The sequence below is a fragment of the Bartonella sp. SD1336NMGDW genome (genome assembly GCF_042193565.1).
GTDB classification, from domain to species: Bacteria; Pseudomonadota; Alphaproteobacteria; order Rhizobiales; family Rhizobiaceae; genus Bartonella; species Bartonella grahamii.
This window is the reverse complement of sequence record NZ_JBHILW010000005.1, coordinates 22446-35475: the sequence shown is the minus strand read 5'-3', so window position 1 is coordinate 35475 and position 13030 is coordinate 22446. Positions and strand designations below refer to the sequence as shown.

At 35.6% G+C, this 13030-nt stretch carries 8 protein-coding genes and 5 pseudogenes; 6 read left to right on the top strand and 7 right to left on the bottom strand.

The window, feature by feature from the left end:
* The first annotated feature begins 224 nt into the window (after positions 1-224).
* From ACFIKH_RS04230 to ilvC, 3 genes are all read left to right on the top strand, one after another.
* The gene (locus tag ACFIKH_RS04230) at positions 225-1346 is read left to right on the top strand and encodes an ATP-dependent RecD-like DNA helicase (RefSeq protein ID WP_375627119.1); all 1122 of its coding nucleotides are present in this window, start codon (positions 225-227) and stop codon (positions 1344-1346) included.
* 84 nt (positions 1347-1430) lie between these two features.
* The gene (locus ACFIKH_RS04225) at positions 1431-2165 is read left to right on the top strand and encodes a pyridoxine 5'-phosphate synthase (protein ID WP_375626555.1); all 735 of its coding nucleotides are present in this window, start codon (positions 1431-1433) and stop codon (positions 2163-2165) included.
* A gap of 1068 nt (positions 2166-3233) precedes the next feature.
* Positions 3234-4253 carry a ketol-acid reductoisomerase gene (gene ilvC, locus ACFIKH_RS04220; RefSeq protein WP_375627121.1) on the top strand — a complete coding sequence of 340 codons (1020 nt, stop codon included), beginning with the start codon at positions 3234-3236 and terminating at the stop codon, positions 4251-4253.
* A gap of 114 nt (positions 4254-4367) precedes the next feature.
* On the opposite strand, the gene ACFIKH_RS04215 is transcribed toward ilvC, so the two are convergent.
* The 4 genes from ACFIKH_RS04215 to ACFIKH_RS04200 form a co-directional block, all read right to left on the bottom strand.
* Complete coding sequence (locus ACFIKH_RS04215) at positions 4368-5759, bottom strand: amino acid permease (protein WP_375627123.1); 1392 nt, start codon at positions 5757-5759, stop codon at positions 4368-4370.
* Positions 5760-6479: 720 nt separating this feature from the next.
* Positions 6480-7880, bottom strand: a complete 1401-nt coding sequence (locus tag ACFIKH_RS04210; RefSeq protein ID WP_375627125.1) for an amino acid permease — start codon at positions 7878-7880, stop codon at positions 6480-6482.
* 832 nt (positions 7881-8712) lie between these two features.
* A complete protein-coding gene (locus ACFIKH_RS04205; protein WP_375651857.1) occupies positions 8713-9018 on the bottom strand; it encodes a hypothetical protein in 306 nt (101 codons plus the stop codon).
* Positions 9019-9099: 81 nt separating this feature from the next.
* A complete protein-coding gene (locus tag ACFIKH_RS04200) occupies positions 9100-9708 on the bottom strand; it encodes a fumarylacetoacetate hydrolase family protein (RefSeq protein ID WP_375627129.1) in 609 nt (202 codons plus the stop codon).
* 592 nt (positions 9709-10300) lie between these two features.
* Here ACFIKH_RS04200 and ACFIKH_RS04195 point away from each other — a divergent pair.
* Positions 10301-10607: pseudogene (locus tag ACFIKH_RS04195) on the top strand (hypothetical protein); the annotation flags it as partial.
* Here ACFIKH_RS04195 and ssb read toward each other — a convergent pair.
* Positions 10541-11013, bottom strand: a pseudogene (gene ssb / locus ACFIKH_RS04190) (single-stranded DNA-binding protein). The pseudogenes ACFIKH_RS04195 and ssb sit on opposite strands and share 67 nt — an antisense overlap.
* Before the next feature lie 266 nt (positions 11014-11279).
* Between ssb and ACFIKH_RS04185 the strand changes: the two are divergent.
* Both ACFIKH_RS04185 and ACFIKH_RS04180 read left to right on the top strand, forming a co-directional pair.
* Positions 11280-11459: a hypothetical protein gene (locus ACFIKH_RS04185; protein WP_375626563.1), complete on the top strand. Its 180-nt coding sequence runs from the start codon at positions 11280-11282 to the stop codon at positions 11457-11459.
* 79 nt (positions 11460-11538) lie between these two features.
* Positions 11539-11951 (top strand): annotated as a pseudogene (locus ACFIKH_RS04180) (type II toxin-antitoxin system HicB family antitoxin).
* 140 nt (positions 11952-12091) lie between these two features.
* Here ACFIKH_RS04180 and ACFIKH_RS04175 read toward each other — a convergent pair.
* Both ACFIKH_RS04175 and ACFIKH_RS04170 read right to left on the bottom strand, forming a co-directional pair.
* A pseudogene (locus tag ACFIKH_RS04175) lies at positions 12092-12604 on the bottom strand (hypothetical protein).
* A 12-nt stretch (positions 12605-12616) separates the two neighbouring features.
* A pseudogene (locus ACFIKH_RS04170) lies at positions 12617-12937 on the bottom strand (hypothetical protein); the annotation flags it as partial.
* Between the last annotated feature and the right edge of the window lie 93 nt (positions 12938-13030).

Sequence of the window (13030 nt, the reverse complement as noted above, 5' to 3'; positions counted from 1 at the left end):
ATATTTTATTTGATAAGTATAAGGTGTTACCAAGAAGATCGATGTATAGATAAAATTTAGATTGCTACAATATCTTGAAAAAGCAATGGGTAAATAATTGATAATTGTGCTATGAAAGTTGTTAGATGGGCGTGTGTCAGCAATTCTTAATAAAAAAGTTTTTCTTGATAGTTGGTTTTTTTCAAAATAGTGCTCTTTTTATGCAAATTTTATGTTGGTAAGTCATGCAGTTTTCACCGGAACAGGATAATGCATTGAAGGCTGTTGCTGCGTGGTTGAAAGAGGGGCGTTCTCCACTTTTTCGCCTCTTTGGCTATGCGGGGACGGGTAAGACAACGCTGGCACGCTATTTTGCTGAAACAGTTGATGGTTCTGTTCAGTTTGCGGCGTTTACAGGCAAAGCGGCACAGGTTTTGCGCTCTAAAGGTGCCAGTAATGCTTGTACTATTCATTCGTTGATTTATTGTCCGCGTGGGGAAGAAGAAGTTTCCGATGAAGTTACGGGAAAGAAGTCTATTGCACCGACATTTGCATTAAATCGGAGGAGTGCAGCTGCACAAGCTAAGCTCATTATTGTCGATGAGTGCTCGATGGTAGATGAAAAATTGGCGCGTGATTTAATGAGCTTTCGGACGCCAATTCTTGTTCTTGGTGATCCAGGTCAATTGCCTCCTATATCAGGTGGAGGATTTTTTTCTAATGGAGAACCAGATTTTCTTCTTTCAGAAATTCATCGGCAAGCGCGGGATAATCCGATTATACGTCTTGCTATGGATGTGCGTGAAGGACGCGATATTGCTTATGGTGACTATGGAGAAGCGCGCGTTGTTACACGTAAAGAGGTCAATCAACAATTGGTTTTGGATGCTGATCAGGTATTGGTAGGGGTTAATCGTACGCGCTACCTTTATAATCAGCGTTTGCGTGTGTTAAAAGGATTTACAGCAGATTATCCGCAAGCAGGAGACAAGCTTGTGTGCTTGCGAAATGATCCTACTAAAGGTTTGTTGAATGGCTCTTTATGGAAGGTGATGACTTCACAGAAGGAAACAGTTAAACCAAGTATTAATCTTCTTGTGAAACCAGAAGAAAGTGAGCGTGGGGTAGCAAAGATTAAACTGTTAAAAGCAGCGTTTGAAAACCCTGATCAAGAAATTTCATGGCAATTAAAAAAGCGATATGATGATTTTGATTATGGGTATGCATTAACGGTTCATAAAGCGCAAGGTTCTCAATGGAATAACGTCGTTTTGTTTGATGAAAGTTTTGCATTTCGTGATATGTATGCGCGCTGGCTTTATACGGGAATTACGCGCGCAGCAGAACGTTTAATGATTGTTCGATAGAAAAAATATGTATATTATCTAAGTTTCAGATGGAAAATGCCTTTTTTCTATCTTGTTACACACTATAGAAAAATGGAAATGGGCATGGCGGTAAAACTTTCGGTTAATCTTAATGCTGTTGCTGTTTTGCGTAATCGACGGAATCTTCCGTGGCCAAATATCACGCATATTGGGCATATAGCGCTTGCTGCTGGAGCAGCAGGTTTGACTGTTCATCCACGCCCCGATGAAAGGCATATTCGTTTTGCGGATTTGCCAGATATATACTGTTTAATCAAGAACAATTTTCCTGCGGCTGAGTTTAATATTGAAGGTTATCCCAGTGATCAATTTTTGGATATTGCTGAAAACTACGCGGATCAGATTACCCTTGTTCCTGATGATCCAAATCAGCCAACGTCTGATCATGGTTGGAATTTTTCTCATGATGCGGAATTTTTGGCACCCGTTGTTAAGCGTTTGAAAAAAAGAAAGATTCGTGTATCACTTTTTGCTAATCCTACTATCGACGGTCTTGATATTGCTAAAGCAATAGGGGCTGATCGTGTGGAATTTTATACGGGACCTTACGGTGGTGCATTTCAGGAAAAAATAAAACAGGATCAAGAGCTCAATAAACTTGTTTTAGCAGCAAAAAAAGCCAAAGAACTGCAATTAGGTATCAATGCAGGTCACGATTTGACGATTGCTAATCTTCCTGCTCTTATCAATCGTATTCCTTGGCTTGATGAAGTTTCTATTGGCCATGGGCTCATTGCCGATGCATTAGAGTATGGAATGCGTGATACTGTTCAGCGTTTTGTTCGGTTATTATCGTAATCTTTTTCTCTCTATGAAATTGAAAGAGAAATTTTTATAAAGCTTTGCCAATTTATCTTAAAAAATAATATATGTTTAGATAACTAGCACTATTAGCGTGCATTATAAATATTCTATTGTTGCTCTGTTTATTGGTTGCTTTCTATCTTTTGTTTTTGAGTGTATGCGATGTTTTTTATTTGTACTATCTATTAGGGAGAAGAAATAGGGATTGGAAGGTATTTTCCTTGTAAAAGAGTGCGTAGGGTTTTTATGGATCAATACACAAATTTTCTTGATGTTTGAGCTCATTTTACGGGTTATCTGTAAATAGTATAATGTAAAATCATCCATGGATGATATGAAGTCTATTGCTATCATCATTTTATTGGCTAATTCAATGTTGTGGCAGTTTTTGGCATATAAGGGTTTTGATGATATTGACTTGTAGCTTTATGAAGTAAAGAGAGTGGTGTGCAATAAATCTTAGGCGATTATAGGGGGCCTAGAAAAGGGCTCGAGCACATTAAAAGTTCTTTATAAGGCGCCATAAATGAATAACATAATGGCAGTATGGGGGTGTTCTTTTTCGCGTGAGAAGCGTGGATATTAAAGAACGTAAAAATTAAAATGTTCTCTTTATTATTCTAAAAATATTGTTGTATATGCTTTTGAATATTGTATTAAAACAATACTTGTTATTTTGTAATTTTTCTTGCTATCCGTATTGATTTGGTTCATGTTAAAAATTGTATATTTTATCTTAATTTTTAGAATATAGTTTTTTGTTGCACGATAGAAGAGTAAAATATTAGCAAATATATTTTCTTTAGAAATCTTGTTTTGCGTAATTATTCTTTTTGTAGAATAGTAGTTGAAGTTGATTTGGGGATCTGTATATGTTTTGGGTATGTTTGGGGACTACAGTTTTTTTTATGCAATATGTAAACTTTAAAAATTATTCAATTGCTATGTTCTTATAAGCGGTGTTTTTTGTCTTTATAAGTGTGTGATGCACTGAAGATAATGTTTCTTATTTAATAAAAATAATCTGAAATCCAGTTTAAATAGAAAAAGAAGGAAGTTTTTATGCTTGTTTATTATGATCGTGATGCGGATGTTAATCTTATTAAAGGGAAAAAAGTAGCCATTGTTGGTTATGGTTCTCAAGGGCGTGCGCACGCTTTAAATTTGAAAGATTCCGGTGTAAAAAATGTGCAAATAGCTTTGCGTTCAGGGTCGGAAACAGTTAAGAAAGCTATGGCAGATGGTTTTGAAGTGGTGAGTGTTGCAGAAGCAGCAAAATGGGCAGATCTCATCATGATGGCAACACCAGATGAATTGCAAGCTGATATTTACAAAGAGCATATTCATGATCATTTACGTGATGGGGCAGTGATTGCTTTTGCGCATGGTTTGAGCATTCATTTTGGCTTGATTGAACCTAAAAAACACGTTGATATCGTGATGATTGCTCCTAAAGGTCCAGGGCATACAGTTCGTCATGAATACCAACGTGGTCGTGGTGTTCCTTGCTTAATAGCGGTGGCACAAGATGCTTCAGGGCATGCTCATGATGTAGCATTGTCTTATGCATGTGGTCTTGGTGGTGGACGTGCTGGGGTGATTGAAACAACATTTAAAGAAGAGTGCGAAACTGATCTTTTTGGTGAACAAGCGGTTCTCTGTGGAGGTCTTGTTGAACTGATTCGAGCAGGTTATGAAACATTAACACAAGCAGGTTATGCACCGGAAATGGCTTATTTCGAGTGTTTACATGAAGTTAAACTGATTGTTGATCTCATGTATGAAGGGGGCATTGCAAATATGAATTATTCGATTTCTAATACAGCTGAATGGGGCGAATATATGTCTGGTCCACGCGTAATTACGGATGAAACCAGAGCAGAAATGAAACGTATATTGAAAGATATCCAAACAGGTAAATTTACATCAAATTGGATTCAAGAATATAAAGCTGGTGCTGCTCATTTTAAAAGTATGCGGCGTTTAAATGATAATCACCCTATTGAAGAAGTTGGTAAAAAACTTCGTTCTATGATGCCTTGGATAAAATCTAACGCTTTGGTTGATAAAGAGCGTAATTGAAGCTTCTACAGAGATGTTTTGTCAATAGCTTTTATAATTTTATAGATAAATATCAAAAAAGGGTAGCTTTAGTTACCCTTTTTTATATGTTTTGTGCGACATAAGCTTTATTTTTTATTTTTTTGCATAATTCTTTTTTCCAAAAAGAAAGTATAGAATTCCTAGAAATATGAACCACGCTGGAGTGTATTTTAAAGCTATGGCAGTATCAGCTTCTAATGACAATAAATAAATAATGAATGCAAAGAAGATTAGAAGAGTCCAACACATAAAAATACCTCCAGGCATTTTATAAGGAGATACGGCATGTTGGAGAGGACGGTTGCGACGATAGACAATATAGCTGATTAAAATTATAGACCATACAAATATAAACAAAATTGCTGCGATTGTGGTTACAATTGTAAAAGCACTTATGATTGTTGGTGATAGCGATAAAACTGCATAACCTAATAAGATACATAAGCAGGAAAAGAGTAATGCATTGGCTGGAACGCGGTTGCTAGAAAGTTTTCCTAAAAATTTAGGTGCTCCCTTTTGCGCTGCGAGACCGTATATCATGCGGCTGGTAGAAAAAATACCACTATTGGCTGAAGATGCGGCAGCTGTTAGAACAACAAAGTTCATCAAACCAGCAGCGGTTGGAATACCAATAAGTGCATACATCGTTACAAATGGGCTTTTTTCTGGAATGATTTGATTCCAAGGAGTGACGGACATAATCACAATGAGAGAGAAAATATAAAAGAAAATAATACGGATTGGTATCGAATTGACAGCTTTGGGCAAAACTTCTTGTGGTTCTTTGACTTCAGCTGCAGCTGTTCCAGCGAGTTCAATGCCAACAAAAGCAAAAATAACAATTTGAAATCCGGCAAAAAATCCTGTAATGCCTCGAGGAAAGATATTTCCGCCGTTCCATATGTTGCCAAGGGAGGCAACGGTGCCGTTCGGGGAGATAAAGCCAGTAAAGATCATGTAAAATCCTACAATAATTAATACTAAAATTGCTAGGATTTTGATAAGGCCAAACCAAAATTCGAGTTCGCCAAATAGTTTTACGGCTACGAGGTTAAATATTAAAAAGGAAAGGATACCTATGAGAACAGGAATCCACGAATTGAGTTCAGGCCACCAAAAGTGCGTATAACTAACAATAGCAATAATTTCAGCAGTTCCGGTTACAATCCAGCACAACCAATATGTCCAGCCGATAAAAAATCCAACACTTGGACCAAGAAGATCGGTTGAAAAATCAATAAAAGATCGATATTGCGTATTAGAAAGCAGTAATTCTCCCATAGCACGCATTACGAAGTATATAGCGCAACCAATAATAGCATAAACTAATAAGATTGAAGGACCAGCGACGCTAATTGTTTTTCCTGATCCCATGAAGAGACCTGTTCCAATAGCTCCACCCAGGGCTATAAGTTGGATGTGGCGATTATCTAGCCCACGTTGCAATTTTTTCTTAGGTTTTTTTTCTAAATTTTGTTCATTCATTTTTGGGAAGTTCCCCTTAAGTTATTTTTAAATAAAAATTATCCTAAAAAAGGTAATCCCTTCTATCGGAACACACTATGGTTAAGGAGTAAAGGAATTTTTTTCTATGACTATATGTGAACAAAGAAAAACATTATGAATTAATGGAATAATTACTTTATAAATAATAACTAAAATATAAATTATATTATAATTTTTATGTTTTATACATATATTATAAATATTTATTATAAATAGAAAAATATTTTCATAGAATATATTTTATTGTAGATAGCTACTAAGATATATCCTGTTTAGAGCTGTATTTTTAATTTTGATAAAAAATTGAATATAAATTTTAGGGGGGCGGTTTTAGATAAAATCTCATGTTTTATTAGTAAACAATGTCAGTGAAGTTTATAGAGAATTCTTTACAGAATAGCGCGTTTCTTATCCTATAATGCAGTAAAATACTGTTGTTTAGGGTAGTGATATAAAGCATATAAAATTTTACACATTAAGTATTTTTAGAATGTAGGGGGGGTATTTAGGGCGGGGTTAGCCCGTAGAGCCTTATGTAGGTGAACCATATAAAGTGGTTAGCAGCATCCCCCTTAACAAAGTTGGATTGTTTACAAACCCAGACTTGCGAGGAACCCTCGTCTTTTGATGTGTGAGGAGGAGGTTAAGTAGAAAAAGGGTAACTTTAGTTACCCTTTTTTGAGATGTTTTGTATAGATTTTATTTGTTCTTTGGAGCGATTTTTTTTCTTATAAATATAAAATACATTATACCTAAGAAAATAAACCAAAAGATACTGTATTTTAAAGCTGTTAGGGTATCATGTTCTAATGTCAACAAATAGAGCATGAAAGCAAAAAAAACTAACACGATTCCGCACATAATAACACCTCCCGGCATTTTGTAGACGGATTCAGCATGTAGATGAGGGTGATTGCGACGATACACAATATAGCTAATCAAAATGACGGACCATACGAATAAAAATGCAATCGCTGAAATGCTCGTCACAATTGTAAAAGCACTTATGATGCTTGGAGATGATGATGCAATTGTATATCCTACTAAAATACATAGGCAGGAAAAGAACAGAGCATTGGCTGGAACATGGTATTTGGAAAGCTTCCCTAAAATTGGAGGAGCACCTTTTTGTGTTGCAAGCCCGTATATCATGCGGCTAGTCGAAAAAATACCACTATTTGCTGAAGAGGCAGCGGAGGTGAGAACAACAAAATTGACCAAACCAGCAGCTATTGGAATGCCTGCAAGCCAAAACATGGAGACAAAGGGACTTTTTTCTGGAACGATTTGATTCCAAGGTGTAACGGACATAATCACAGCGAGAGAAAGGATGTAAAAGAGTACAATACGCACTGGTATTGCATTAATTGCTTTAGGGAGAACTTTTTTAGGCTCTTTAACTTCAGCTGCCGTTGTTCCAGCAATCTCTATACCAACAAAAGAAAAAATGGCAATTTGAAATCCAGCAAAAAAACCTGTAATTCCTCGCGGGAAGATATTTCCATCGTTCCATACATGGTTAAGAGAGGCAACAGTACCATTTGGAGAGGTAAAGCCTGTAGCGATCATATAGAATCCAACAATAACTAATGCCAAAATTGCTACGACTTTGATAAGACCAAACCAGAATTCAAGTTCACCGAAAAATTTTACGGCAAGGAGGTTAAGGATTAAAAAGAAACCAATGCAAGCAAAAACAACAATCCATGGATTAAGTGTTGGCCACCAGAAATGCATATAGTTAATGATAGCAATAATATCTGCAGCTCCAGTTACAACCCAGCTTAACCAATAGTTCCAGCCCACAAAGAAAGCGACTCCCGGTCCTAGCATATCGGTTGAAAAATCAATAAGGGACCGGTATTGTGAATTAGAAAGCAATAATTCTCCCATAGCACGCATTACAAAGTATAGGGCACATCCAATAATCGCATAAACGAGTATGATGGAAGGTCCTGCCACACTAATTGTTTTTCCTGATCCCATGAAGAGACCTGTTCCAATAGCTCCACCGAGGGCTATAAGTTGTACGTGACGGTTATCCAGGCCACGTTGTAGTTTTATCTTAGGACCATCTTTTAAATTTTGTTTACAGTTCATTTTTTGGGGGTTCCCTTTAATTATTTTGAGGTTAAATTACACTAAAAAATGCATCATTCTGTATCGAAGCATGATATAAATGAGGTGTAAAGGAAAAAAACGTTTTTTATAATTTTGTGTGGATAAAGACAAGAATATGGTTTTGAAAAAAGAGGATGTTTTCCTCTTAAATAACGTAACAGATATTTGAATAGGGAGTTTTTAATTGTTATTATTCATAATGGTGAGAGTTTTAATTTTGGCTCAAATAGCGCTCAAAGGTTCTCATCTTAGTTTAAGAAACAGTTCTTAATGATAGAAATTTAAAATGATTTTTAAAATCACTTTTTTGTTTCATAAACGAAAAGAGGAATATCATAGCTTATTTTTTCTAAAGTGATGAATAAGGATTTTGTTTAGATAGTGATAACATTTTATAAAAGGTTGCGAGAAATTCACATCGTTTACACAAAAATCCTTGAGACTATGATAAAGAAATGCAGCGAATTCAGTTATACAAAGAAAAAAACTGGGGATTGTATAAGCTCTGTTAGAGGTTGAGCTATTCATCGTGAGAGACAGAATCAGGAAAAGATTGCTCTATTAGCTTTGCAATTTGTTATCAAAAGATAAAATTGTTCCTGTCGCTATATTAATCGCGCCTTTTATCCGCCGCTTTTTAAAGCGGAGCTGGCAAATGATATAAAAATGGTCGTTAAAGTAAACCATGCAAAGATGTTGAAAGAATGTATTGTGACAAGTTCAAAGCCTTTTTTAATTCCACCGCCAGAAGACAAAAATTTCGGGAAGTCCGTTATATAAAATATTGATACTTTGGGATTTAGTATTTGTGTCAAAAAACCGTCCATATAGCTGGTGAAAAGTTTTGTTTTACCAATAGCACTCTTTTCATTTGTTGATATTGTTTTGAATTTAAGCTGTGTTTTCCAGATTTAATCGATTTAAAGCCCATGTATAATAAAGTGCTGCCACCCATGAATTTTACTAAAAAAATAGTGTTTTGTTGTTGAGAATGAGCGCTGATACACTTAGGTATGGAAAATGTCTCATGCACATATGTTGCTGTACACAATCCTAAAACGTTTACAAATGCGTTCTTTCTTCCTAATCTCGTTGTCTTAGTGATGATAAGGGCCATATTCGGCCCCAGTAAGATGACTAAAATTAAGTGAGATGACTAAAAAAAATGAAACAATGAAAAAGGTCAGTATTTGATGATTCATTTTACCTTTAGCTCTGAAATTAATTGATCTTTGAGATATAATTCTATTCTGTCAAACTGAGAAAGTTTTCCTACACCCTGTGGAGTACCTGTGTATATGAGATCACCACGTCTTAGCTGAATGTAGTGACTCAAAAATGATATTATCTTCTCAAAGCTAAAGATCATATTTTGCGTATTGCCAACTTGTCTTGTTTCGCCATTCAGCTTCATTGCAAAGGTTATTGGGTTGTTTATTTTTTCCTTGTTTATGAAGTCAGAGACGTATGCGGCGCTTTTAAATCCTTTAGATAAAAGCCAAGGCAGCTTTTTTTCTTTCAGTTTTGTTTGCAAATCCCGCGCTGTGAGATCAAGACCTATTGCTATGGCATCATAGCATTCTTCTGCTTCTGCCTCCGTGACCATGAAAGCATCCTTTGAGATTTTGAGCACAATTTCAGTTTCAAAATGTATTTCTTTTGAAAAATCAGGGAGATAAATTTCATTGTCTAAAACGAGTGAACTGTTTGGCTTGCTAAAGATAACGGGTTCATCTTCAACAACATTGCCTAGTTCATGAACATGTTCAACATAATTGCGTCCAACACAGTAAATGTCATTTATCATAGGAGCCCTCCAAATTTTTTATTTTCTTTTTGTATAGGTAAGAGAGAACTTTGCAAACAACATTTTTTCTTATCTCGTGTTGTGCGTTTTCTGAACAAGAGGTATTGTGTGGGTTGATAACTAACCACGATGACAGTTCTTGGCATTATCTCTCTTTTGAAGAGTGCCCAATCTTACAGTCTTTAAGAGATAAGAAACACTGCTTTCATTTTGGTTGCTAATCGCGTGAAATTCCTTCAATACTTTAAAGGTGTTTTTGGTCGTCTACGCAGCGATCAGTAGGGTCTGAAAACCCTAAAGTTCGATCATAAAATGAGCCCACTCTGTGGGTGTCTCAGAATTCTGGGAGATTTTGCTATGTCCAAGTTCGATGAGCACTAAAAGCGAAAAAAGCTGATTCAAACTCAGTACTTTTAGGCTTCAGGAATATGAATGAGAGGGCGATCGCACCTGCACAAGCCCCCTTGTGTTTCTTTGCGGTATGTTCTGATACATAAGTTGGCAAGCGTCGTAAAACACAAGATGATGCTGTCGAGCTCGATGTCTCAGATCTCGCTCTACCAGCTACCAACTGATGCTCAAAAGCTTTGAGAAAAAGCAAGCCAATGAGATCAATGCCGTTGTGGCATCTATGGACGAAGAAGAGCTCTATGGAAAAGAGCTTTATTACCTATACATTCTCCAAAGCCGTTAAGAATGAACTTTTAGCTCCTTATAAGATTATTATTTGGGGTGTTGATGAAGAGGAAGTCAGTTAATCCATTCAACATCTGATAACAGATGAGAATTATAAACTTATTCTTGATGATAAAATCAAGATCATAGGCTGTCATCAAGCCTTTGCTAAAATAGATCTGAAGGTTGACTTGAGTGATGACCCAAATCTCATGCGTCGGGCTTTTGAAACGATAGCATAATTTTGAGAAGTAATGGGTGAAGGGGTAGGGGATGTCGATAAATCTTTCTTTGCATTAAGTAAATATAATTCGCCTTTAAATTGTGGTAAGATAATCTCTGTTGAGTAACGGTCATGCCCATTTTTATCTTACCATTTGCGTGTCTGTAATTTGCCTTCTACGTAAATCTTTGAACCTTTGTTTAGATATTGAAGTGCAATTTTTGCCAAATATGGATTAAAAATCACAACTGAATGCCATTCTGTTTTCTCTACTTTTTGATTGGTCTTTTATCTATATAGGTCTTAGAAGTTGCCATACGAAAATTGACTACCTCGGCTCTAGAATTCATTGTTTTGCTTTTGGTATTAGCAGCTAAATAGTCAATTAACATCACTTTATTTAGCATATTTGTAGCCCCATTAAATTAGCAATTTAATATGTAAAAATCTTAACATAATTCGTACTTTTTCAATCGTTTAAGTTTATTAATAATATTTTTAAAGTATTACATTACAATATTATTTGACAAATCATGCATCAAAAGACCATGTCACATAAATGGTACGGCTTTCTTGTTTCTGCTTTTAACTTTTCAGTAAATATCATTTCATTAAGAGTCTGTATTAAACTTTTTTGTTCGATCTTCATTTTATGAAGAAATGGTGAGGCTAAATGAAACGAGAAGTGCTGCTTAGGGAATTACGTAAAGAAGCCAGAAAAAGAGGCATTCATTACAGTAAAGCTCCTGATGCAGGCAAAGGGTCACATTATTTGGTAACTTTTGGAGACAAGACAACCGTTATAAAATCTGATGACTTGACTCCACTTTATGTGAAAATAATAAAAAAGTAGTTGGGGGTATGAGCTGTTTTCTCAAAGGCTTAAATTTTTTGTTTCAAAAGTATTTTGATTATGACGAGGAGACATAAACATGGAATATACTTATCAAGCAAAACTGGAATCTGATTCAGATGGTAGTTTTATTGTAACCTTTCCAGGTGTACCAGAAGCAATAACAGCTGGAGAAAATAGAACTGAGGCATTAGAGAATGCTGTTGAATCTTTAGGGTTAGCATTACGGAGCTTGTCCTATGCGTGGTCTGCCTTTACCGATGCCACAACAGTATAAAGACTTTGTAGAGGTTACGGTAGATGCGTGGAATGCTCTTAAACTTGCAGTAGTAGAAGCCTTTAATGAAGCGAATATCACAAAAACAGAATTGGCAATTGTTTGGGTAAAGACGCATTCTTGATCTAAATTATCCAACTAAGCTTCAAACACTAGAGAAAGCACTGAGTCTTCTTGGCAAGCAAGTCATTATTACAATCAAAGATGCAGCTTGAACTTTCTCTTCACTTAGAAAATTAGTCTCTGAAGCTAAGCAGCCCCCGATAGTTTTTTATCTCCTTGTTGATTTTATCTATGAACGTTGAGAAGAGACAACGCCATTTAATCTGAACAGTTTTATAAAATCGGAATTTTACTATGGCTTTTTAATGGAGCACTGTAGTGTGTAAATAGATATATTTATTAAACTGCGTGTACGTAACATAAGAAATAATACACAGACTAAAAGAGAATACCAAACAGCAATATCTGAGTATTAAAAAAGTACAGTATCCAATGAAAATAAAACTTGTACTCCACGTACTTAGAAATGACAGGTAAAGAAACCATTTCTTTATAACTACTTGGGAAAATTAAAACGACAAGCGCTAAACTTATTAGCTTTAAGAGTCTGTGCATGTACTGTTGTAAATCACGTGTTAATGTCTTCCAACCTGTTGTATTGCCGCATTTGTATTTTGGGTTGCTCTGTAATTCAGAAGGAATATTAGAATTGCATAAAATTGCAAAAACCGTTGTGACTATTACCAAAGAAACAAACGCAAATGTCAAAATATTCTGAATAAAGTCAATTTTTATTCCTGAAAAACATAAAAAATATAAAAGTTATAACGCCAAACAAGGCTCTTAGCTGCTTATCTGTAAACATATTAATTTCCTGCGGTTTTCGATAATTTTTGATCTCTCTGTTGATCTCGTCTATAAGAGGTTTGTAATTGAGAACGCTTTTCGGAATAGACCACCATAAGCTCATGCTTTTACTTGCGCTTTGGTACTAAATCCGCATTACTTAGGTGCTTTGTAATACTGATCAGTATCAAATTTTTCACACTCTCTTGTACCGTCTTCATATTCGTAGAGGTTGTAAAAATACTCCTCTGCTCCGTTTCCTCCATGGTGCATATCCCACCGCCGTTGCAACAAACCTCTTTCGCATGGGCTGTTTACGGTTTTTTAAGAACAGATGTTTTAAAATGGATATGCTTTAATTCTAATTTTACAAATTTGTCTATTTGCCTCAAATTTGACCGTACAGAGCGTTTTATATTATAAATTTTTTATCATAAAATCTTGA